We start from the raw sequence: 22,335 nt of genomic DNA on the forward strand, positions 1-22,335 counted from the left end.
TTTTTGTCAAGATTTTGGGGTATTTAATTTACCCCATTTCTCTAACTTTTAACTCGTACTATATTGACAACTTTGAATTTTTAATCATGGCTTCTACTACAGCTTCTAATTCTAATTTCAAGAATTACATTCTGGTAACACTGGCATATTGGGGCTTCACTTTGACCGATGGGGCTTTGCGAATGTTGGTGTTACTCTATTTTAATCAAATCGGTTATACACCCATCCAAATTGCTTTTTTATTCCTGTTCTATGAGGTATTTGGAGTTGTTACAAACTTTCTCGGCGGTTGGATTGGTTCTCAGTTTGGTTTAAAGGTGACTCTTTACACTGGTATTGGGTTACAGGTGTTTTCTTTGATGATGCTGTCTTTTCTCAATCCAGCTTGGGTGCAGTGGTTCGCGGTTCTCTATGTGATGGTAGCACAGGCATTTTCGGGAATTGCTAAGGACTTAACGAAAATGAGTTCTAAAAGTGCTATTCGCTTGGTTGTGCCTCAAGAAGCCCAATCATCTTTGTTTAAATGGGTGGCTGTACTAACGGGTTCTAAAAATGCTTTAAAAGGAGTGGGATTCTTTCTTGGTAGCGCCCTGCTGAGTTCAGTTGGCTTTATTAGTTCTCTGTGGATTATGGCTGGGGGACTGGCTGTAATTATGTTTTCTGGGTTAATGTTGCCTAAAGCCATGGGCAAAATCAAGAAAAAGGTCAAATTTAGTCAACTTTTTTCTAAAAGCCCGGAAATCAATATTCTCTCGGCTGCACGATTCTTTTTGTTTGGGTCTAGAGATGTATGGTTTGTTGTGGCTTTACCAGTTTTTTTACGGGGGACTTTAGGCTGGTCGTTTTATCAGGTAGGAGGATTTTTGGCTTGTTGGGTGATTGGTTATGGCATGATTCAGTTTTTAGCACCAACACTCATGCAGCGTTTTGGTTCTGGCCGTCCACCCCAATCTCAAACTATTCGATTTTGGACATTTACATTAACCGCTGTTCCCGGTGCGATCGCTCTGGCATTACAATTAGGTTTACCTGCTAATCTGGTTATTATTGCTGGACTTCTGGTTTTTGGTGTGGTATTTGCTTTTAATTCTGCTGTTCACTCCTATCTAGTTTTGGCATTTACTGATGATGATAAAGTTGCTTTAAATGTCGGTTTTTACTATATGGCAAACTCCGGTGGTCGTCTTGTGGGTACTGTGTTATCAGGTTTGGTTTATCAAATATTTGGACTGGTTGGTTGTCTATGGACATCAATGTTTTTCGTATTAGCAGCAGGTTTAGTTTCTCTGAAGTTACCTAATCCTCAACCCAGTAAAGCTATAGCTTGGAAAGCTGGAGATGGAGACTGATATTTCTCAGCATAAAGATATGCTATGGAAACAGGTATATCCTACCCTAGTTGGATGACTCCAAAATTTATTTGACTTTAAATTTGGTAATGGGCAATTTGGTGACAGTTTTTGCCTCTTGCCTAAATATTAATTTACAATAAATACGCATTTTATCATCACAATAAGATCCCCAAATTCTCCAATAAGTCGGAGATATAAAACTAAAATTATACAGGTAAATTAAGTGGAATATATAATTAAAAAAGACACCATCAAACGCCTTTCTTTTCTTGATCGCTTTTTGACATTGTGGATATTTCTGGCAATGGTTATTGGAGTTGGTTTAGGATATTTTTTCCCCACTATAGAAGTTTTTATCAATCATTTCCAACTGGGAACAACTAACATCCCGATTGCCATTGGTTTAATTTTAATGATGTACCCCCCATTGGCAAAGGTAAAATATGAAGAGTTAGGTGATGTATTTCGTAATAGGAAAATTCTCGGACTATCATTATCCCTAACTTGGATAATTGCCCCAATGGTGATGTTTATACTTGCTATTCTTTTCCTACGCGATCAACCTGAATATATGACTGGTTTAATCCTAATTGGATTATCCCCTTGTATTGCTATGGTAATTGTCTGGAGTGATTTAGCTAAAGGAGATACTGAATATACGGCCGCACTTGTTGCTTTTAACAGTATTTTTCAAGTTTTATTTTACAGCCTTTATGCCTGGTTTTTTCTTTCTATTTTACCGCCTTTATTTGGCTTACAAGGAAGTATTATAAATATCAGTATTGGAGAAATTGCCAACAGCGTTTTTATCTATTTAGGCATTCCTTTCTTAGCTGGATTTACGACTCGCTGTATTTTAGTAAAAGCTAAAGGTAAGCAGTGGTATCATCATCAGTTTATTCCCAAAATTAGTCCCATTACTCTAATTGCTCTCTTATTTACCATTGTGGTAATGTTTAGTTTAAAGGGTAATTTAATTGTGCAGATTCCTCTAGATGTTGTCCGCATTGCCATTCCCTTGATTATCTATTTCCTATTCATGTTTTTGAGTAGTTTTTATCTGGCATGGAAAATTAAAGCCGACTATGCAAAAGCTGCTAGTGTGGCATTTACCGCTGCTGGTAATAATTTTGAATTAGCGATAGCTGTGGCTATTTCTGTATTTGGAATTAAATCTGGTGTGGCTTTTGCTGCTGTAATTGGACCTTTGGTAGAAGTTCCAGTCTTAATTAGTTTAGTCAGTGTATCTTTCTGGATCAAAAAGCAGTTTTTTAGGTTATCTTCCCCAATGGGATTATAATTAAATACGTTTAATCTACTATTGATTTATTTGAATTTAATGAAAGTTGCTGATTTAATTATCTGGTTTGAAACATGGGCAAATCCTTCTTGGTGCGAAAGTTGGGATAATTGCGGTTGGCAAGTTGAACCCGGTATTTTAGACCAAGAAGCACGGGTTTTAGTCTGTCTAACTCCAACTTTAGCAGTTATCCAAGAAGCGATCGCTCTCCATGCTAATCTTATTTTCGCCCATCATCCCCTGATTTTTCATCCCCCCAAATCTTTCCGCACTGGGGAAGCTTTAACGGAAATCATGCGGTTAGCTTTTACCCACAATATTGGTATTTACACCGCGCATACTAATTTTGACCAAGTAGCAGATGGAACTGCTGATGTTTTAGCGCAAATTCTCCAACTTCAACAAGTATCACCCATTATCCCTACTCAATCGGGTTTAGGTTATGGGCGTGTAGGAATGCTAGAATCTACGTTAACATTACAAGAGTTACTTCATCATATTCAAATCCAACTAAATTCACCCCATTTGATTTTTTCACCCACAGCGGATTTAAAACAGAAAATTTCTCGTGTAGCGGTTTTAGGGGGTTCTGGGGCGGGCTTTATTTCAGCAGTGGTCAAAACTAATGCCCAAGTTTACTTAACTTCTGATTGTAAATTTCATCAATTCCAAGAAAGCCGTGATCTGGGTATAATTTTAATTGATGCTGGCCATTATGCCACAGAACGTCCCGCCTGCCATCGCCTAGTCGAGAAATTTCAAGCCCTTAACTTAGATTGGGTGCAATTGAGCGAGCAAGATGAAGATTTCCGGCAGTTTTTAGCCTAAATTAGACCAATGTAAATTATACACACCAGATCGCAAATAATGTTAAAATTCTGCCAAGAAATAGGAAATAATGTTATCATGGGTAAAAATAATGTTTTTGTCGGGAATAGCTAACCTTCTCGCTGGAAACATCAAGTCAAGGAAAAATATCTGTGTTGACAGTTTGTACAACCGTTCTACTAATGCGGTAAACTGAAAATTAAGACCCAAACTTTCATCTAGCACTAATGACTAAAAATAAGTGGTAAAATTGAGTCACTAAACTTACTGGTTTCCTGGTTTCTGACCGTGAACTTCACCTGTTAAAGGTTGATATTCCCGGCATCAAACCCAAATCTGACAGGTTTAACTACGTTGTATAAAAAGGCAGAAGCACTACATGCTACACCGCAAGATTTATCAACTGTGTTGCGACGGGCGGGAGGTATGTGTTTTTTTGCGGGATCAACAGCGCTGGATAGAGCGGGCCCGCATTATTGATATCGAGGGTGATTTAGTGACTTTACGCTATGAAACAGACGAGGAAGATGAAGTTTGTTCTTGGGAGGAAATGGTTCGTCTCGAAAGCATCGGATCTGTCACTCAAAAATTATCTTCAGTACAACGCGGTAATATAGAACCGCTGACAACTGATGACTGTCCAGAAGCCGAGCGCATTCATAACCCTTATACTGACCTAAATCCAGATTAAACGCTTCTAAATTAAATTCACGTCAAGCGTTCAAAAGCAGGACAGTATCCGTCAAGGGTAACTTTGAAATTATATAAGGGGGCGGCGGAATTCCAACACCGTTGTCCCCTTTGGTGTATGCAATTACCGCAGCAGTCAACATCACCAGCATGAGGACGAAGGCTATTTGAGTTTAATAATTCTCGTGGGGATAACCCCCGTAATACCAAATCTTCACCTTGCCAACGGGCTGCTATTAAACCCGTATCAGCAAATTGTCGCCAGCGAGGATCGGTTGTTAAGGTATCTGGAAGCGTAATAGTAATCACAGTTCCCAGTTCCGTCAATTCCCCCCCATAATTAGTTTCTGGAGCATCTGGTTGTAAAAACGTCTCTCCAATCGGTAATTCTACCAAAGTTCCGGCGGCGGGTGAATGAACATGATAGCGGTTTTGTAATTCTTCTAAACAAGTTAAGTCCGCTAGGTAACTAGGAGAACCATGCACAAAAATAACGTGCTGAGGTCGTAAATTATGAATTAGCTGGGTTGTTCCAGGTCCATCACTATGTTGCGCTAACAGGTAGGTTTCAATTTTTGTTGGTGCTAAATATTGCTGATTAAGCAGATTAGTCTTTTCCGGGACAAGAATCAGCCAATTACCGCTGTTTGGTTGGGCATACTTACGTAAATCTGCCGAATAATCTGTAATAACAATACAGGGAGATGTACCTAAAGTTGCTAAATTTTCCGGCTTTAATCTTCTGACACGGGGTTTTACCCGTTCATCCCAAAATAAAGGTTGATGACGCGCAAAGTTTTGTACTGAAGCGGGAAGATGGGTTAAAATTTCTAAATAAGCATCGCAACCAGTCCCTACCTCACCATCTACCCAAATGTCTAAATCTCTACCTGTAAAGTGATGATGGGAACGTAACAACATGAGTAATTCTTGACCTAAACCTAATACTGGGGTTGGTAAAATTACTGAAGAGTTCTCCCCTAGTCCGCTGGAACTGATAGCGCGATGAATCCTTTCTGCTAGTTGATTTTCTTGGTGACGACGATGGGGATGACGAGATGTGCCATAACTACCTTCAATTAACAGCACGTCTAAATTTAAACCTCGTAATTCATCGAGTCGCAATCCTTCGACTAATCGGGAATTAGAGAGGAAAAAATCACCAGTATAAAGTAATTTATAATCTCTGTTGGGGGTGTGGTAGGTTAAGAGAATAGCCACAGCGCCGGGTAAATGTCCTGCGGGGAATAATTCTACTATTAAACCTGCTTTAATTTCTATAGGCGATCGCAATGGTAAGGCTTGACAAAATGAGGGAATGTTCCCTAGTTCTGCTTCTTTCCAATTTAGTGGTAATAACTTCGTTGTCACCTCACTAGCATATATAGGTAACGCTGGGAAAGCTTGATGTAGCGCAAATAAACCTCTAGCATGATCTGGATGAGCATGACTAACTATCACTAAATCCGCTGGTGTAGATGGAATAGCACATTGTGGTGATTTAGTCAAGTCCTTAGTTACAGGTAAAATATTTGCCAGGCCAAAATCCAGCAGAATTCGGTGGGGACCCATTCTGACTAGTAGACACACCCCTTCATTTTGATGCTGAACGCTGTAGGGTAAACATTCTAACTCATTGGCGGTTTCTTCAGCATCAATTGATATATTATTGATCATGATCCTCCCCTCAATCAAACTAATAGCTGAGAAAATTGGCTGTTAGCAATATTCTTCAGTAGAGTTGTGAAAGTTGGAAACGTAAATTATTACTCCTGTTAATGTGCAGAACCATTACCGTGATAGTTTTTGGAATCATAGAAGCCATTTTTCGTACCAAAGAATAAGCACGAAACCGTAAATATAACAGTTAAAACCACTAAAATCAGCTTGACATCCATAGATTTTTGACCGTTGACTCAAGACCTTTATATCTTAATAGAGTGTTTTTGCTTTTGGGTAAAATCAGCAGAAAATCTTTACCATGCTGAGTTTATTCTGAAGATACCTAAATACACAGGGTGCTATATTGTGATTGTGGTCATTTTTATGAGGGTTCAGCATTGCTAAACCCCTACCATAACCGAAAAATTGCCATCAGAAATACTTTACTGCTTTACCTGATCTAACCAAACCTGCAAATCATGGAGACTGGTAAAATCCAATAATGCCTCGCTGAGACTTACTAGTACAGGTAATGGTAAAACAGAAATGGAATCATGTGCATCTGCTGGTAATTCTCCAAACCGTTTAGTTAACAGTCGAATTACTAAATTTAAAGTTGCTTGTTGTAGTCCTTCTTGTCTTCCTTCTTGTCTTCCTTCTTCCCGTGCCTCTTGTTTAATTTCCTGGTAAGCGCGACTTTTTTCTAATGAAATTCCTAGCATTGCTTGAACCTCCCTTAAACTGAGTTTTTCAAATCTATACATCATTATTTTTTACATTTACACGATAACCAGATACACTAAAATCTGCAACCTTTAGCGAATTTATCAAAACAGTTTATAATGAAATAGATTTTGGTGAGAAACTTACGGTATATGAATAACAACGATAAAAAAGTTTACAATTACACCGTCATTCTCGAAAGGGAAGAAGACGGAGGTTATCACGCTTTTTGTCCTCTTCTTAAGGGTTGTCATTCCCAAGGAGATACTTTTGAAGAAGCGATCGCCAATATAACAGAAGCTGTAGAATTATATCTTGAAAGTCTAATGGCTGATCATCAACCTATCCCTAAAGAAGATTATATTGTTAAGCCATTAAGTGTTTTAGTATGAGTATTTTTCCCAGCGTCAAAGCTAAAGACTTTATTAAAGTTGTTGAAAAATTAGGTTTTTATTTTGATCGCCAAAAAGGGAGTCACGCCATTTACAAGCATAATGATGGGCGTAGAGTTGTTATTCCTATTCATTCAGGAAAAGATATTAAACAAGGTACTTTAACAGGAATGATTCAAGATGTTGGTATTGATAAAGAAACATTCTTTAACTTGTTAGGAAAATAAGATATATCTTCTTAGATTTTATTTCACAGCAAATCTCGATCAGCGATCATTCTTAATATTAATTAACTTCCTCGTCAAAAATTATAGGATATGCACTCTCAGCCACTTTCAAAAATCTCTCCCATTTGGTACGATGTTGGCGAAAAATATCTTGTGACTTAAATCTGTCCAGAGATTTAAATTCTCTTCTAATGAAAAACATTGTGAAAAAATCTTTAAATATCTGGTTAGGAAATTCGTATCTCCAGTCGCTTCTCTTAATGAAGAGCGTGTTTTCAGATTCCAATGAAGTAAGAATATCTTGCACATTATATAGCTTTTGGAGGTTCAAGCTGGGGTGAGTAGAGAGCATATTTTCAATATACTCTGATATATACTCTTCGAGTATTTGCTGATCCAAGCAGTCTCTTCCCAGTTGAGTTAAACGAAATGCAACAAATGATAGAAACTTAGCTTTATCTGTTTTACTAAAGTTTGTTTGCGTTTCATAAGTTATTCCTTGTTCTCTATCCCATCCTTCTAAAAGGACAAAAATGGCTTCATAAATAACTTTCTACTTCTGTTTCTTTACTCCTTCAATTCCACGTTCTGCACAAATCAGGCAAATTAAGACCAGCAAAAGTGGATTTTTAGCAATTAACAACAACCCTAGGTCATTCTGTATTTGTGATAGTAGTTCATTTTTCTGATCTTCAGATAGGTCGGGAGAATTTACTTTTATTCTATTCTCTACAAGAGTACGAATTTGCTGATAATCTAGAGGACTTAACTCAACTTTTTCCAACCTTTCAAAAATAAGGTCTTCAGTTCTGCAAGCAATGATATAATCATTATTTGGAAATCTATCAATAAATCTATTTATCTGATCATGAACAAATTTTTTATGATCTGACTCTATTGAGTCAAATCCATCAAGGAGTATGAGTAACTGACCTGTCTTCGATAATAAGTTAATGTCCGAAATATCAATATTATACTCACTAACAATGTACTGCTCAAGATCCTGAATTTTTTCTTTGTTCTCTGTGTATTCCCTGAAGCGGATATAAATTGGAAAATGTTTTTTCTCCTTTAAAAAGCTGTTTTCTTGAAAACAACTCAGAGCTAACCTCCGAAGTAGCATTGTTTTACCACTACCTGTGCTGCCAATAACTATGAGTCTTTGGCTGTGTGGTTGATTCTCATTATCAATCTTAACAAGCTCTTTGGTGAAAATATTATCTAGATGCAGTCTTTGTTTATTTTGTTGGCTACAAATATCAATGTAAATATCAATGTTTACATAGAGTTCTAAAGTTGATATTGGTTCTCGCATTTTCAGAATTCTTATTTTGCCGCATTTCTCCTTAATTCTCTGTTCTATGGTTTTTTGAATTTTTTGGGTTGTAGCACACAAATCATCGCTTTCATGATCATTTCGACCATTAAAGTTGACAGTTGAGACTAAAGATTGTGAGTTACTCGGTTCGCTTGTAGTTAAAAGGTCTTGATTATCTTCATTAATAGTATTGTTGACTTTGCAATTTTTATTCTCTTGTTCCGCTTTCCTTTCAGACTCATGTATGTATCCCAGCTTTTCTCCATCTTTTAGATATTTAGATTTATTTAAAGCATACTCTACTGCTTTTATTGTTGCCATAGATACAGTTTGGTCAGACGTTACTCTGTAAAAAGTAGTTCTTGAAAGCGAGGGAGAACCTGATAGATATTTAATGAGGAATTGTTCTTTCGTTATTCCTTCATCCTTTAGATTCTTCATTGCTTGTATTATTTTATCTCTACTGTCTTTGTCAAAATAGTAACTATTTGTTTTCCTTTTCATTCAGTAGTACCAGGATGAATACTGAGTTCAATATTTATTGAAACATATTTTTGCACAAAAACTAAATTTAAGGGAAATTTCGGCTTAATTTTAAAAAGATAATTATTAAATTTTGTATACGCATACAGGACACATTTATATAAATAAATGTGCAAGGCAAACGCACCTTATTTTTGAAATCCTTACTGAATAAAGTTTATACTCAATATCTAATTATAGGTACAAAAAACGAACGTTTGAGATACAAAAAAACGAATTTTATTTTTGGAATGCTTGCTGGACAACGATTATACGCATTTTATAAATACGAACGTTTCAGATAGAACAAACGAATTGTCACGTAGATAATTTCGTGGCAATATAAAGCTGACACCATTACACAGTCTCCAATTAAATTTAGAAGAAGGTTGATCTATGGAATCAAGCAATGAACAGTCTAGCCCTAGTCAAGCGCAGACAGCATCTCAGAATATCGCTACTGCTTGCGTTACAGGCGCCATATCAGGGTTACTTGTTGCCCCAGTTACTCCGCTTTTAGGTTGTGTCACCGGAGTAGTTGTTCAGGCTGCTATTGAACTGGTGAGACCATCAGCCGCAAACTAACGTAAGAGGATGTATTAAAAATCCTCTTTGGCAAAAATGGCCGTTCCCCCCTAGCCCCCCAAGGGGGGATAGTAACTGCTTAAAATATCAGCTGATAAATTATGCCATTCCTGATTTTAATGATTCTGGGTCAAATAGCTGTTTCATTAGTGACTGGAGCTTGTATCGGCAAGGCTGTTAGTCACACAGGAGTTGCACTATCTAATTTAAGCAAGGCACAGTCCATAGGCAAAACTGCTGAAGAAAAATACAATAATGTTTGTTTACAACTAAAATGGGATGTGCAGCAGCTTGGATTACTGGCTGAACAGTATGGAAAGACTCAACTGCACGCAGTCAGTACGATCAATAAAGTTTACGCATTATTAGAGTCCCCAAAAATTCTTCAGTCTTTCACTCTTTCATTTGATCAAGAGGTTAATTATGAGATGCGCTCTGTAGACTCTGGTAAAATTGTATACAGTGAAGCAGGGGCGGTAACAAAAGCGGCAATTAATCTCTCAGCATCTAGCCTACTGCAAGGAATCTCCAGGATGGGAATTCAACGTATTTTGAAATCCTTTGCTTTATACGGCACAAAAGCAACTACTATCAAGCTCTTCGCTGCATCTACTTCAGGTCTTGCTGTGGGTAGTGCTTTTGGGGCTATACTACCGCCAGCGCTGGCAATCATGGCTACTAAGTTTTCTGCTGATTCCGAAAGCATTCTTACGGAAGCCTTAGAATACGAAGCCAATATTGATGTTGAAATAGCACGTATTGATTGCTTTCGGGATCAGTTATCTCTCGTAGAAGCGCGATTATTAGAGTTAAATAATGGTGTAGGTTCGATGACAGAGTTGCTTAAAGCAAATTTAGTAGACTTTAATGCCTTACCTGAGCATCGCAGGAATAGAGCTACTAACACTTTGAAGGGCAATATAGTATTAAAGTTTCTCAACGATCTCCTGTTTACGATTCAGGATTTTGCTCATAAGTATTTCAACATTGGAGATCCGAAAGACGATTTTAGGGATGTTCAGCTATTGAGAATGCTTTTGAATTCTGCTTGCTGTTTAGCTGCTGTATTATCGAGAGCAACAGTATTAAATGAGAATGGAGAGCTATGCTCTGATGCGGTAACACTATTTGAACAGTATAGACGCTAAATTGTTTGATTCAGCTTACCAAATTGAGATTTTGATCAGTACATAACATAAAAAGGAACGTAACTATGGGAACGCCTGAAAATTCACTTATTATCAAGCCAATAGTAGAAGCAATTGCGCCACGCCTAGCAGACCTATTCGATGTAGAGTTTTTAAATAGCTTGAGGATGCAATCGTTCTTCGTGGATTGTACTAAAGCATTTATCTCTGCTCAGTCGGAGATGGTTCGTGTAGTAGAGGAGAATGAAACACAGCGCGCAAAGATATCTTCTGATCGAGATATTCGTCTCGCTGAAATTGAAAAAGATCGACTTAGAAATGAACAAGAGCATGAACGATTCATGTGTGGGCGGAAAGAGGCAATAAATCAAATTATAGAGCTTGCAGACGATGCACGATCAAGGGGCAATGACGATTCATCAAGACTTTACTCGCAACAGCTTACTGCCATATTGCTCGATAACAAATTTAATAAGTAGTCATAGGGGTGTTCACTTTATCACTCTATTTACAGTGTTTTCCGCTCTGATGAGGTACAAAGTTGAATCATGAAACTCTTGTGGTGCGGGCATCTTGCCCGCTAGATATGTACCTCATAACACCGGGAATTGCTGTATCACTTACCCCTGTTCCAGTAGGAATGAGGATTATACTCAACACGGCTTAATTATTTGATTTAAGCGGATAGGGGTTTAGCAGTGCTAAACCCCTACAAATCTAGGTTTTTCGTGATTTTACACAAGTCCAGGTTCCAACCGTTTTGAGTATAAATAAGGTGCAACTCTTGATGGATGTAATCTGTCCTTGGGTTAGACAGTCGTTACCAAGAATTGTAAGTTAATAAATTCACGTTCCTTAGAGGGTAATATCTTCTCCACGCTCGGTAAAGCGGACATCTTTAATTTTCCACTCAGAATTACTAATTAAGGTTTTGCGAACACTACTAAACAATGCAAACTGTTCACAACTAGAAAGGGACGATAATTGTCTTTTTGATTCTGGTGATACTCGAATATCAACAGTAGCAACACCATTTTTCACATTTACACGATAACCAGATACGCTAAAATCTGCTGTATTTTGTTCTTTGAATATTTTACCTATGGACTCATTCATAGGTTCTACTGCGGAAACCTCGGCTTTTTTAGCAATTAACTCTTGACATTGATCATCACTTATGTATAGGGTAACGTTGGTAGTTTTCCCGGAGATAGCTTTACTATGGGAATTGGTGGAAAATGGCTCAATTGCGGGAATAGGAGACTTTTGTGGTTCTTTTTCAGGAATGGGGTTAATTTTGTTATTGGGTGTGGTTTCTGGAGTTGGGTTATTAGCGGTATTGTTAGTATCACAACTGCTAATAACAGTGCAGAACACTACTAGAAATAATGATAAAATGGTTTGTTTGTAATTATACATATAGTAATTCAGTTTGATTTTTACAAGAAAATTTATCAGGGGAAGGAAAGAAAAAACCTTAATATCAATGATAACTACCTTGATAACTATCTTGTCATCACAGAGTAACAATTTACTCTTGTATCTTTGATTATATCAATATTTTTACTCATAACCATGAATGAGATATTATTTACCATATTTTTAGTTTATCCTTGAATCGGTTGATTGTGTATGATCAGGAAATTAAAAATTAATAGCATTTTTATAATGCCATACAAACATAGCACAGATTTTTTTAAATGGTATTACCTTTTATAAATCCTGATATGGCTACGCTACCAGACAATTAACAAATAGCTGCATTCACAAACTGAATTACATCTCCTAAACCAACTTGAGTTTTCAGGTTTGTAAAAACAAAAGGCTTATCACCACGCATTTTTTTTGCATCTCTTTCCATCACATTCAAATCAGCACCCACATAGGGAGCAAGATCGGTTTTATTAATCACTAATAAATCAGATTTAGTGATACCTGGACCACCTTTACGGGGGATTTTATCACCAGCAGCCACATCAATGACATAAATGGTTAAATCCACTAATTCAGGACTAAAAGTAGCAGCTAAATTATCTCCACCACTCTCTAAAAAGACTAAATCTAAATTGGTAAATTTCTCTTCTAATTGTTCAATTGCGGCTAAATTCATAGAAGCATCTTCACGGATAGCAGTATGGGGACAACCTCCCGTTTCTACTCCTAAAATGCGATCGCTTTCTAAAGCTTGAGAACGAACTAAAAATTGAGCATCTTCTTGAGTATAGATATCATTTGTCACTACTGCTAACTGATATTTTTCCCGTAAATTCTTACATAAAGCATCTACTAAAGCTGTTTTTCCTGAACCGACTGGACCTGCAACCCCTATTCTCAAAGCAGTCATAGTTTTTAACTCCTAAATAATCTAGTATACTGGGTTTCGTGCTGCATACTTGCTAAAGATAAACCCCAATTACAACATCCTAAATCATCATCATCCATGAGCAAAATTTCCTCCACAGTAGTGGTTAATAAAGGTTGTAAACCCAGTAATAATTCTTGTCCCGCAGTTTGTCCCAGAGGAATAAGTTTGATCCCAGCCGTAATTAAATTATTAGCCCAACTGTGTAAATAAGCTAATAAACAGGCCTGAATATTTATATCCCAATAAGCGCAAGCTATAGCAAAAGCGATCGCATAATTACTAGGATAACCCACAGCATGGACTAAAGGTAAAATTTCCGGTTCTAGCTTACTTAATAATTGCATCAGAGAACGTCCCATTTGCCAACTAGCAGCCCGTAATTCCTCCGTATCTCTGGCGGCCGATAACCATAAATTCCAGCGTTTTAAAGCCTCTATATCATCGGTTTTTACAGCATGAAAAGCCCTAACAATTACCCCAGCATCTAGACAAATTGAACCATAAATTAATTCAGATTTTAGCCAAAATTTGAGGTTATCAGCATTAGTAATAGTCCCATTTTCTACTAACATTTCCAAACCTTCCGAATAACCATAAGCACCTACAGGTAAAGCAGGACTTGCTAATTGTAAAATCGCCAAAAAATTGTTATGCGTGAGAGTGATTTCCATAAGCACCTAATTCTGGTTGAAAAGGGACAATTTCCGCTTGAATTTCTAAACCCAATTGGGTCAACATAGCCTGTAAAACTGGATCTGGAGATAAGCGTAAATAAGTGGGAGTAATTTCCACGGGTACATGACGATTTCCTAAATGATACGCAGCCCTTAATAATAAAGGAATTTCCGCGTAAGCAGTTAAAACAGGTTCAGGTTTAGCAATAATTTTCATATAAATACTGTGGTTTTCATCAATAAGTATATCACCATCATTTAATATTGTCCCTCTAGGTAAACGCAAAAGAATCTCCTGACCATCTGCTAATATAAATTTATAACGGCTGCGAGTCCGTTCTTCCGCAGTCAGTGAAAGAGTAATATTAACTGTAGTGGGAATATTAAGTGGTTGACGTTGGGTAAAAGTCAGCATAATTTAAATCAACTTGATATTGAACTTTAGCCATTATAAACAAAATAGACAAAATAAACAAAAATATACCCAACTTCTCCAAGAAATCAGGTATATAATAGGGTTAACTATAATTTTCGACGGAGAAATTTCTGCTAATTAATGCTAATTAAGCGGAGGCTTGATTTATTAATAAAATGCTAAATAATTCCTCATAGTCACGGGAAAAATAGTCATAAAACTTGCGAAATTTATCTGGAGAGATAGCACTTTGTAAAACAGCAAAAACAGCGCGGACATGAATAATTGAGATAGTAGGTTTCACATTTTCTTTTTCACTAATACGTTCAATAAACTCCTGTAAATTAAAAGCTTCAATAGGTTCTGCTTCACCTCCACGTAAATATTCCCCTAATTCCTGGGGTATTTGTGTTGCTAATTCCTCTCTTTCAGCACTAGGAACAATTTGTTTAATAATTTCCAAAGTAGCACGAGTAGCGACCTCAGCTTCCTCAAGAGATTCTGATTGTGCTAGACTTTGGACATGGATTATAAACTCATTATATTTCATTTTTTATCTCCAGTATTTTCATCAATATTTTGAGTAATATTCCCGACTTCTTTATTTTATTTAATCCTGTGAATAAATTATGATTTCTTGCTAGAAGTTGGGGATATGAATACTATGCTGAATCTCTACTCAAAAACTTGTCTCAATTTATCTGCATTTATCTGCGTTTATCTGCGGTCAATTATTCTTGATATCTTATTCTCAGTAGCCTCATCTTAATTTGATATAACTCATAATTTGAATTGAATAGTAAACTCACTTTAGTCTAAATCTTAATTATTGACTTAACTTCATCCTAAAGAAGTAGATAGAGGTATATCTATAGCGATATTTCTAAATTTCATTAAAGTTCATTAAAGAGATTGGGTATATTTTTAGGTTAGGGTGAGGGACAATTGATGAATTATCCCTACTGTCTGTGATTAACTTATTGCTTGATATCGTCCCAAAGCCATTAAAGGAAAATACTGTTGATAGAAGTGATACTTCAAATAAAAATGACAAGGAAAACCAGTTCCAGTGAAGTATTTTTCTTCCCAAGTACCATCTAATTTCTGTGTTGTTAACAGGTAATTAATCCCCTTTTCCATACTATCAATAGCGAATTTACCAGTTGCTTCACCGGCGGAAATCAAGCCAATTAAAGCCCATGCTGTTTGGGAAGCAGTGCTTTCTCCTTGTCCTTTCAAACTAGGATCATTGTAACTAAAACAAGTTTCTCCCCAACCACCATCATTATTTTGAACTTTGACCAACCAAGCTGTACCTTTGGCGATATTTTCACCATATTTTAGAGGATTTATTAAAGCTAAAGCCGATAAAACGCCGCTAGTTCCATAAATGTAATTCACACCCCAACGACCAAACCAACAACCCTCTATTTCTTGTTCTTCCAAAAGATAATTTAAAGACTTTTCTAAATTATTTGCTGGAATTGATAAATTACAAGCCCCCAACATTTCTAAGACTCTAGCAGTGACATCAGCCGTATTTGGATCAATCATAGCTTTCAAATCACCATAGGGGATAGAATTAAGCCATTCTTGATCATTATCAAGATCAAAAGCCGCCCAACCCCCTGGTTTACATTGCATAGTTATAATCCAATTTAAAGCCCGATTAATAGCTTGTTTTTTCAATTCTTCATTTGGTAATTTAGCTTGATGTAAAGCCATAACAACTACAGCCGAATCATCCACATCTGGATAAAAACGATTGTCAAATTCAAACGCCCAAGCACCGGGTTTCCCTTGCTTATTTTTGACATTCCAATCACCATAATTGAGAATTTGTTTCTCTATTAACCATTCTCCTGCTTTAACAATAGCGGGATGATCTGCGGGAAAACCTGAATCAATTAAAGCCCGAATCGCCCAAGCTGTATCCCATACAGGAGAAACACAAGGTTGTACACAGTAACTATTTTCTGTTTCCATAGCAAAATTATCAACTGCTTTTAAACCTCGCTGGATAATTGGGTCATTCACATCATAATCTAGACATTTTAGAGCTAACAGAGAATTTAACATCGCGGGAATAATTCCCCCCCAATCTCCGGTAACTTCTTGACGTTCTAAAATCCACTTTTCTGCGGCTTGAATACCTTCATCTCTCAAAGGAACAAAATTCAGACTTTCTGCTAATTTGAAACCATCATCGAGGATGTTAAATATATCCGACCAATCACCATTTTTTGGTAATTCCCATCGGACATTATTTACACCTTCAGCATATAATTCATCTAAATTAATGGGTTGATCAATTTTAAAGATGGGTTTACGATCAAAGACAATTAATAATGGTACAGTGCTAGAACGCGCCCAACTAGAAAGTTCATAAATATTGAAAGGAAAATTATCGGGTAGCAACATCACCCAAGGTGGTAAAGAAGGAAGTCCGCGCCAATTATAACAGCCAATTAAAGCTAGATGTAACTTGGTAAAAATGCGAGTTTTGCTAATACCACCTTTAGCCAAAATTAGGGATTTCGCTTTTATTAGTGCGTTGTCTGTAGCGGGTACACCCAACAACCTCAAAGCCATATAAGCCTCTACAGTTGTGTTTAAATCCCCACCATCTCCATAAAACAATTCCCAACCTCCATGTTCTCGCTGTTGAGAACGGAGATAATTTTCAACTTTATCTAAAGGTCTATTTTTATCCGTTCCCCAAATCTTATGCAGCAAAACAGCCTCAGAAGTAATGGTAACATTAGATTCTAACTCAGCCCACCAATAACCATCTCTATTTTGCATCGAAAGCAGATATTTTTGACTAGCTGTAATCGCATCTACTACTTGCTTGACTTTTATTCTATCTTGTGTTTGCATAAAATACTTCTTCAACAGCCAATAATAATTAATAACATAACCGAAATCAGAGAAAATTCTTCCCCAAAATCAGCAAAGATTGTATTCTATCCAAATCAGTAATAATTAAATTTTGAATTGCAGTCAAGGGAAAATTATGATAACAATTGTATTAACCTTAACCTTTATATCCCTGATAACTTGGTTATTTTTACTCTTATTTTGGGGACAATTTTGGCGAGTTAATCACCAATTAGAAACAAATAAAAGCGTTATAGAAAAATCGTTACCGACGGTGTGTGTAATAGTACCAGCACGTAACGAAGCGAATGTTATTCCTATTAGTTTGCGATCGCTCCTCTTGCAAGACTATACTGGTAATTTCACCATCTTCTTAGTAGACGATCAAAGTAGCGATGGTACAGCCAATTTTGCCCAGGGAGTAGCTTACGCCCTTGATAAAACTGATAAATTGCAGATTGTCTCCAGCGCATCATTACCTACAGGTTGGACGGGTAAACTGTGGGCAATGGCACAAGGAGTAGAAAAAGCGAGTGAATTGACACCAGACTATTTTTTACTAACAGATGCGGATATACAACATGATATTAGTAACTTACGGCGCTTAGTAGCCAAAGCCGAGTCCCAGAATTTAGACCTGGTATCTATCATGGTGCGCTTGCGGTGTCAAAGCTTTTGGGAAAAACTATTAATTCCCGCTTTCGTCTTTTTCTTCCAAAAACTCTACCCCTTTTCCTGGGTAAATAACCCCAAAAAAACCACAGCAGCCGCAGCGGGAGGCTGTATTTTAATTCACAGAGAGGCCCTAAATAGAATTGGTGGGTTGCAAATAATTCGTCAAGCCTTAATTGATGATTGTTCCTTAGCAAAGGCCGTCAAATCAAATCATGGCAAAATCTGGTTAGGACTAAGCACTTCAACAATCAGTTTACGCCCTTATGATTCCCTGAAAACAATTTGGGATATGGTAGCTAGAAGTGCTTATACACAACTTAATTATTCCCCTGTACTACTAGTGGGTAGTTTATTAGGAATGACTTTAGTTTATTTATTACCACCAATAGGAATTATTTTAGGAGTGTTATTAGGAAATTGGCAAATTACCCTAGTATCTTTCACAGCATATCTACTCATGACTTTTGCTTATTTGCCAATTATTCGCTTTTATAAATGTCCCGCAATTTTTGCTTTTAGTTTACCAATCATTGCTTTTTTATATACTCTGATGACAGTAGATTCAGCATTGCGTCATTGGCAAGGACGTGGGGGTGAATGGAAAGGTAGAGTTTACCCCTGGGACAAAAAGTAGTAGATCAGATATTTTTGCCAAAAATTCCCATTTTTAGTCTAAGGGTTGATAACCAAAAAAGGAATTACAGCAGTTTCCGATATTATGAGGTACGGATATTAATGATCAAAATCTTGTGGTGCGGGCAAAATGCCCGCTATGGTAATCCGCTATATTTTCACAAAATTAGGGATAAATCTGTACCTCAGTGGACTAGGAAATGCTATATTATTCATCTTTACCTAAAGTTTACAAAGACTTCATGAACTTCATAATTAATAGTGCCATAAGTGGGATATATTGTTTTTGGGCAATTCAAGTAAACTTTATTGTTAGTGAAAAATCGAAAGCCGTTCAATCAAATCAGCCGTCAATTTTAGCATCTTTGTTTTTTTAGGATGTCCTACGTAAAACCCCAAATCTTAAATAGTCCTGAATTTGATGATCAGAGGTGAAAATTATGGTCATAAGAAAGTGGGTAGAAAATCCTAGAATCAAAACCTAAAAAGTATCTATACCAAATCTGGATACTCAACTGTCCAAGAAAAGTTTCCATAAGACGGGGCATTAACTACTATTTCTCTACTGCCATTAAAAGTAACTCAAGCTACTTAACTCCAGCTTAGGCTATCTTGTCACGTTTATGTAACCCATTTATGTGAAATAAGACCCATGCAACTGGTATAATACCTGACATTACAGTCAGGATTTTAGTCTTCTCTTCAAGACGCTATGGGAACACTGATGCGTAAGTTTCAGAAAACTTCGGTAATATTAGCGTTAAAGCATTAATACTTACTCTAGCTACCGAAGCCTAGAGACTTATGTTAATGCAGATTTATCGCATGAATTTGTGTAACTAGGGTGGCTCACCCGATTGACCACCCGATTGACTACCTATTACACCTGCTTTGCTGTCACCGATAGGACCGAAACACGAGTCACTTTAGCCATCTGTAACCCATAGCAATGAAGACAGAAATAAAGGTTTAGGAAAGTTTTTGCTTAAGTCCTAACCGAAATTTATCAAACATTCAGAAAACCAACAATACCACTATGAGCGCGCAATTTTTTGACCTCTCCACACTCGACGGCAAGAACGGCTTTATTATCTCAGCTGAAAGAGACGATAACTTAGGTTATTCAGTCAGCGATGCTGGTGATATTAACGGTGATGGTATTGGGGATCTAGTTATTGGCTCACCTTTGAGTGATCCTGATGATAAAAGTAATGCAGGGGTAACTTATGTAATTTTTGGTAGCAAAGAGGGATTTGATCTAACCTTAAATCCTTCTACTCTCGGTACTAAAGGCTTTGTGATTAACGGGGCTCAAGCCGGTGATCAATCAGGCCGTTCCGTTAGTAACATTGGGGATATTAACGGTGATGGTGTTGATGACTTAGCCATTGGCGCACCTTTTTCTGGTATCAATGGGGATAATTCCGGGGCTGCTTATATTATCTTTGGTAGCAAACAATCCGATTATTTTAGTAATCCCATTGAACTTTCCGACCTTGGTAGCAAAGGATTGACTATCAAAGGCAGTAATTCGGGTCATAATGCAGGTTGGGCTGTTAGTAGTGCCGGCGATTTTAATGGTGATGGTACCAAGGACTTATTAATTGGTGCAACCAATCCTAGTGATAATGAAAACGGCATTGACGGTGAAAGCTATGTCATCTTTGGCAAGGAAGGTGGTTTCAGTTCAACCATAGACTTGTCTAATATTGGGCTAAATGACGGTTTGAAAATCATTAGTGATGACCTCAATAATCTGGGCTATTCTGTCAGTGATGCTGGAGACATCAATAAGGATGGAATAGATGATCTAATTATTGGTGCGCCTTATGCAGATCCCAATGGTAATAATTCTGGCAGCAGTTATGTCATTTATGGACGGAGGATTGACACGGAAAATCCGATTACTGACAATACCATCAATGTCTCCCTCCTTGATAGTAATAATGATTTTACTGGCTTTACCATCAATGGGCAAGATAAAGATCAATCAGGCTTCTTTGTTAGTAAAGCCGGAGATATTAACGGAGATGGGATTGCAGACCTAATTATCGGTGCAAGAAATGGAAATCCCAACAATAAAGAATTTGCGGGCAGAGCCTATGTAGTCTTTTGTAAAGAAGGCGACATAGGTGACAATTTTAACCTTTCCGATCTTAATGGCAGTAATGGGTTTACTATCAACGGTATTGCTGCCTTTGACAACGCTGGCTGGTCTGTCAGTAATTTAGGGGATATTAACGATGATGGAATTGATGACATCATTATTGGGGCGAATAATGCTAATAATAGTTATGGACAAAGCTATGTCATCTATGGTAGCAAGGACGGCTTTAGTTCTACCTTTGAACTCTCCAATCTCGACGGTACAAATGGCTTTATCATTAGTGGTATTGCTGTAAATGGTAACTTAGGTCACTCAGTTAGCGGTGCAGGAGATGTCAACGGTGACGGTGTTAACGATTTCATTATTAGCGCTCCCTTTGCTAATTCTGGTGCTGGAGCAGCTTATGTCGTGTTTGGAACTCCTGTGAACGAAGCACCTACAGGTTTAAGTCTCAGTAATGACAGAGTGAATGAAAATGTCCCAGACAATACAGTTGTTGGTTCATTGATAACCACAGATCCAGATACGGAGGATAGTTTTACATATAGCCTAGTTACTGGTGAAGGTGATGATGATAATTCTGCTTTTACTATTGACGGAGATCAACTTAAAATTAATTTATCTCCAGACTTTGAAACTAAGTCCAGTTACAAGATTCGCGTCAAGACACAAGACGCGGCTGGGCTGACTTATGAAAAAGCTTTGACTGTGAATATTAATGATATCAATGAAACGGATTCAAACAGTTTCCTGACACTAATTAGTGGTGATGTCTTTAAGATTGAAGATAATAATAGTAATGGTAATGCGACACTAGAATTCACATTGACGGGAAGTAATTCTGATGGTGTCAATGAAATAGGAGTATTTACCGTTGATGATGCTAGTGGTAAAATAGATGGTATTGCGACCGGGGAACAGGGTTATACAGAAAAAGCCTTGGCAAGAGGTCAGGTAATTTTCTCTACCCTGACTAATTCTCCTTCTGGGTTTGATGATAATAGCCTGAAAAGATTATTATTATTTAACACTAATGACAATTTGAGATTTTATTTAGTAAAAGATGGTTCAACGGACTCTGTACTAAATAAAACCACTCCCATGGAAAATGTTCTCATTGCCAACTCTTCTAACCTCAAAATTACAGACTTAGGATCTGATAATTTTTCTCTGGAGTGGGAAGATGGTTCTGGTGATCCGAATGGGTTTGAGGATTTGCGGGTGAACATTGGAGTAACTGATCAAGCGATCGCTCTAGGTACAAACCTGCAAAGCCAACCACAAGGGGAATCATTATATCTGCGGAATATCACAGGTGATGTAAAAGCTGATTTTACGGTTTACCGAGAAGCAAATTACAACAACTTCGTTGGTTTCTATCAAGTCACTGGTGAGAATGGCGGTATTGACACTAATGGTGATGGTCAGGCTGATATCCTACCAGGAGAAGCTGGTTATATTCAAGCAGCCATTAATAAACGGATTTCCGATATTAATTTATCGGTGAACGACGGTGGTACAGCCTCTTCTAGCGCAACTCTTCCCAGTGGTTCTATCGTGGTGCCATTTTTAATTGTTAATGGTACACCTGATGCCTTACTTGATAGTAATTCTAATAATGATCCAGATATTTACTTCACCTTCTTGGGTGCTAACTCAGATGGTGTTGACCACGTGCGGATGTTAGGTGATAATACCTTTGGTTTTGAAGATATGAGTGATAGTGGTGACAAGGACTTTAATGATATAATTGTTAAGGTGAATTTGACACCCGTAGTTTAGAGGAATTTTCTCAGCCCCAGAAATTGTTTAATTTAATTCGGCTGAGATATTCAGATC

At 37.3% G+C, this 22,335-nt stretch carries 21 protein-coding genes; 11 read left to right on the forward strand and 10 right to left on the reverse strand.

Annotated elements, in window-relative coordinates; all coding sequences use genetic code 11:
• Nucleotides 1-86 precede the first annotated feature (86 nt).
• The 4 genes from arsJ to FFO06_RS05050 all read left to right on the forward strand — a co-directional run bounded on the left by arsJ (nt 87) and on the right by FFO06_RS05050 (nt 4,171).
• Nucleotides 87-1,349, forward strand: coding sequence for an organoarsenical effux MFS transporter ArsJ (gene arsJ / locus FFO06_RS05035; protein WP_137907049.1), 1,263 nt, complete (start codon nt 87-89; stop codon nt 1,347-1,349).
• A gap of 226 nt (nt 1,350-1,575) precedes the next feature.
• Nucleotides 1,576-2,652 carry an ACR3 family arsenite efflux transporter gene (arsB, locus tag FFO06_RS05040; protein ID WP_306420178.1) on the forward strand — a complete coding sequence of 359 codons (1,077 nt, stop codon included), beginning with the start codon at nt 1,576-1,578 and terminating at the stop codon, nt 2,650-2,652.
• 39 nt (nt 2,653-2,691) lie between these two features.
• The gene (locus tag FFO06_RS05045; RefSeq protein ID WP_137907050.1) at nt 2,692-3,480 is read left to right on the forward strand and encodes a Nif3-like dinuclear metal center hexameric protein; all 789 of its coding nucleotides are present in this window, start codon (nt 2,692-2,694) and stop codon (nt 3,478-3,480) included.
• Between the two features lie 379 nt (nt 3,481-3,859).
• A complete protein-coding gene (locus FFO06_RS05050; protein WP_028084636.1) occupies nt 3,860-4,171 on the forward strand; it encodes a DUF6679 family protein in 312 nt (103 codons plus the stop codon).
• A 17-nt stretch (nt 4,172-4,188) separates the two neighbouring features.
• Here FFO06_RS05050 and FFO06_RS05055 read toward each other — a convergent pair whose 3' ends face one another.
• The 3 genes from FFO06_RS05055 to FFO06_RS05060 form a co-directional block, all read right to left on the reverse strand.
• Nucleotides 4,189-5,847, reverse strand: a complete 1,659-nt coding sequence (locus tag FFO06_RS05055) for an MBL fold metallo-hydrolase (protein ID WP_137907051.1) — start codon at nt 5,845-5,847, stop codon at nt 4,189-4,191.
• Between the two features lie 98 nt (nt 5,848-5,945).
• Nucleotides 5,946-6,068 carry a DUF8629 family protein gene (locus tag FFO06_RS22685; RefSeq protein ID WP_035368162.1) on the reverse strand — a complete coding sequence of 41 codons (123 nt, stop codon included), beginning with the start codon at nt 6,066-6,068 and terminating at the stop codon, nt 5,946-5,948.
• Between the two features lie 207 nt (nt 6,069-6,275).
• Entirely contained in the window at nt 6,276-6,554 is a 279-nt protein-coding gene (locus tag FFO06_RS05060; RefSeq protein ID WP_306420179.1) for a DUF4351 domain-containing protein, read from the reverse strand.
• 153 nt (nt 6,555-6,707) lie between these two features.
• On the opposite strand from FFO06_RS05060, the gene FFO06_RS05065 reads away from it, so the two are divergent.
• Nucleotides 6,708-6,947 (forward strand): type II toxin-antitoxin system HicB family antitoxin, encoded by a 240-nt coding sequence (locus FFO06_RS05065; RefSeq protein WP_137907053.1) that lies wholly within the window; start codon nt 6,708-6,710, stop codon nt 6,945-6,947.
• Nucleotides 6,944-7,174: a type II toxin-antitoxin system HicA family toxin gene (locus tag FFO06_RS05070; RefSeq protein WP_027403881.1), complete on the forward strand. Its 231-nt coding sequence runs from the start codon at nt 6,944-6,946 to the stop codon at nt 7,172-7,174. Before FFO06_RS05065 ends, FFO06_RS05070 begins: the two co-directional genes overlap by 4 nt.
• Before the next feature lie 553 nt (nt 7,175-7,727).
• On the opposite strand, the gene FFO06_RS05075 is transcribed toward FFO06_RS05070, so the two are convergent.
• Nucleotides 7,728-8,996, reverse strand: coding sequence for an NACHT domain-containing protein (locus FFO06_RS05075; RefSeq protein ID WP_137907054.1), 1,269 nt, complete (start codon nt 8,994-8,996; stop codon nt 7,728-7,730).
• Between the two features lie 414 nt (nt 8,997-9,410).
• Between FFO06_RS05075 and FFO06_RS05080 the strand changes: the two genes are divergently transcribed.
• From FFO06_RS05080 to FFO06_RS05090, 3 genes are all read left to right on the forward strand, one after another.
• A complete protein-coding gene (locus FFO06_RS05080; protein ID WP_137907055.1) occupies nt 9,411-9,599 on the forward strand; it encodes a hypothetical protein in 189 nt (62 codons plus the stop codon).
• Nucleotides 9,600-9,700: 101 nt separating this feature from the next.
• On the forward strand, nt 9,701-10,747 hold the full coding sequence (locus FFO06_RS05085; RefSeq protein ID WP_137907056.1) for a hypothetical protein: 1,047 nt from the start codon (nt 9,701-9,703) through the stop codon (nt 10,745-10,747).
• Nucleotides 10,748-10,812: 65 nt separating this feature from the next.
• Nucleotides 10,813-11,226 (forward strand): hypothetical protein, encoded by a 414-nt coding sequence (locus FFO06_RS05090; protein ID WP_137907057.1) that lies wholly within the window; start codon nt 10,813-10,815, stop codon nt 11,224-11,226.
• 376 nt (nt 11,227-11,602) lie between these two features.
• Here the strand turns inward: FFO06_RS05090 and FFO06_RS05095 are convergent, their stop codons facing one another.
• From FFO06_RS05095 to shc, 6 genes are all read right to left on the reverse strand, one after another.
• Nucleotides 11,603-12,166 carry a sporulation/spore germination protein gene (locus FFO06_RS05095; protein WP_137907058.1) on the reverse strand — a complete coding sequence of 188 codons (564 nt, stop codon included), beginning with the start codon at nt 12,164-12,166 and terminating at the stop codon, nt 11,603-11,605.
• A 328-nt stretch (nt 12,167-12,494) separates the two neighbouring features.
• The gene (gene ureG, locus FFO06_RS05100) at nt 12,495-13,091 is read right to left on the reverse strand and encodes an urease accessory protein UreG (protein ID WP_137907059.1); all 597 of its coding nucleotides are present in this window, start codon (nt 13,089-13,091) and stop codon (nt 12,495-12,497) included.
• A 5-nt stretch (nt 13,092-13,096) separates the two neighbouring features.
• Nucleotides 13,097-13,783 carry an urease accessory protein UreF gene (locus FFO06_RS05105; protein ID WP_137907060.1) on the reverse strand — a complete coding sequence of 229 codons (687 nt, stop codon included), beginning with the start codon at nt 13,781-13,783 and terminating at the stop codon, nt 13,097-13,099.
• Nucleotides 13,761-14,201: an urease accessory protein UreE gene (gene ureE, locus FFO06_RS05110; RefSeq protein ID WP_137907061.1), complete on the reverse strand. Its 441-nt coding sequence runs from the start codon at nt 14,199-14,201 to the stop codon at nt 13,761-13,763. The genes FFO06_RS05105 and ureE overlap by 23 nt, the downstream gene beginning before the upstream one ends.
• A gap of 148 nt (nt 14,202-14,349) precedes the next feature.
• Entirely contained in the window at nt 14,350-14,751 is a 402-nt protein-coding gene (locus FFO06_RS05115) for a DUF2267 domain-containing protein (RefSeq protein ID WP_137907062.1), read from the reverse strand.
• A gap of 422 nt (nt 14,752-15,173) precedes the next feature.
• The gene (gene shc, locus FFO06_RS05120; RefSeq protein WP_137907063.1) at nt 15,174-17,081 is read right to left on the reverse strand and encodes a squalene--hopene cyclase; all 1,908 of its coding nucleotides are present in this window, start codon (nt 17,079-17,081) and stop codon (nt 15,174-15,176) included.
• Between the two features lie 136 nt (nt 17,082-17,217).
• On the opposite strand from shc, the gene FFO06_RS05125 reads away from it, so the two are divergent.
• Nucleotides 17,218-18,390 (forward strand): glycosyltransferase, encoded by a 1,173-nt coding sequence (locus FFO06_RS05125; protein ID WP_137907064.1) that lies wholly within the window; start codon nt 17,218-17,220, stop codon nt 18,388-18,390.
• Between the two features lie 1,035 nt (nt 18,391-19,425).
• Nucleotides 19,426-22,278 (forward strand): DUF4114 domain-containing protein, encoded by a 2,853-nt coding sequence (locus FFO06_RS05130; protein ID WP_137907065.1) that lies wholly within the window; start codon nt 19,426-19,428, stop codon nt 22,276-22,278.
• Nucleotides 22,279-22,335 lie beyond the last annotated feature (57 nt).

The sequence above is a fragment of the Dolichospermum planctonicum genome (assembly GCF_005402965.1).
Lineage (GTDB): Bacteria > Cyanobacteriota > Cyanobacteriia > Cyanobacteriales > Nostocaceae > Dolichospermum > Dolichospermum planctonicum.

Coding starts and splice junctions, on each gene's coding strand:
- FFO06_RS05055 (WP_137907051.1), bottom strand. CDS start 5,847: ATGATCAATAATATATCAATTGATGCTGAAGAAACCGCCAATGAGTTA.
- FFO06_RS05090 (WP_137907057.1), top strand. CDS start 10,813: ATGGGAACGCCTGAAAATTCACTTATTATCAAGCCAATAGTAGAAGCA.
- FFO06_RS05105 (WP_137907060.1), bottom strand. CDS start 13,783: ATGGAAATCACTCTCACGCATAACAATTTTTTGGCGATTTTACAATTA.
- FFO06_RS05125 (WP_137907064.1), top strand. CDS start 17,218: ATGATAACAATTGTATTAACCTTAACCTTTATATCCCTGATAACTTGG.
- FFO06_RS05115 (WP_137907062.1), bottom strand. CDS start 14,751: ATGAAATATAATGAGTTTATAATCCATGTCCAAAGTCTAGCACAATCA.
- FFO06_RS05070 (WP_027403881.1), top strand. CDS start 6,944: ATGAGTATTTTTCCCAGCGTCAAAGCTAAAGACTTTATTAAAGTTGTT.
- FFO06_RS05130 (WP_137907065.1), top strand. CDS start 19,426: ATGAGCGCGCAATTTTTTGACCTCTCCACACTCGACGGCAAGAACGGC.
- FFO06_RS05060 (WP_306420179.1), bottom strand. CDS start 6,554: ATGCTAGGAATTTCATTAGAAAAAAGTCGCGCTTACCAGGAAATTAAA.
- FFO06_RS05050 (WP_028084636.1), top strand. CDS start 3,860: ATGCTACACCGCAAGATTTATCAACTGTGTTGCGACGGGCGGGAGGTA.
- ureE (WP_137907061.1), bottom strand. CDS start 14,201: ATGCTGACTTTTACCCAACGTCAACCACTTAATATTCCCACTACAGTT.
- FFO06_RS05085 (WP_137907056.1), top strand. CDS start 9,701: ATGCCATTCCTGATTTTAATGATTCTGGGTCAAATAGCTGTTTCATTA.
- FFO06_RS05075 (WP_137907054.1), bottom strand. CDS start 8,996: ATGAAAAGGAAAACAAATAGTTACTATTTTGACAAAGACAGTAGAGAT.
- FFO06_RS22685 (WP_035368162.1), bottom strand. CDS start 6,068: ATGGATGTCAAGCTGATTTTAGTGGTTTTAACTGTTATATTTACGGTT.
- shc (WP_137907063.1), bottom strand. CDS start 17,081: ATGCAAACACAAGATAGAATAAAAGTCAAGCAAGTAGTAGATGCGATT.
- ureG (WP_137907059.1), bottom strand. CDS start 13,091: ATGACTGCTTTGAGAATAGGGGTTGCAGGTCCAGTCGGTTCAGGAAAA.
- FFO06_RS05080 (WP_137907055.1), top strand. CDS start 9,411: ATGGAATCAAGCAATGAACAGTCTAGCCCTAGTCAAGCGCAGACAGCA.
- FFO06_RS05065 (WP_137907053.1), top strand. CDS start 6,708: ATGAATAACAACGATAAAAAAGTTTACAATTACACCGTCATTCTCGAA.
- arsJ (WP_137907049.1), top strand. CDS start 87: ATGGCTTCTACTACAGCTTCTAATTCTAATTTCAAGAATTACATTCTG.
- FFO06_RS05045 (WP_137907050.1), top strand. CDS start 2,692: ATGAAAGTTGCTGATTTAATTATCTGGTTTGAAACATGGGCAAATCCT.
- FFO06_RS05095 (WP_137907058.1), bottom strand. CDS start 12,166: ATGTATAATTACAAACAAACCATTTTATCATTATTTCTAGTAGTGTTC.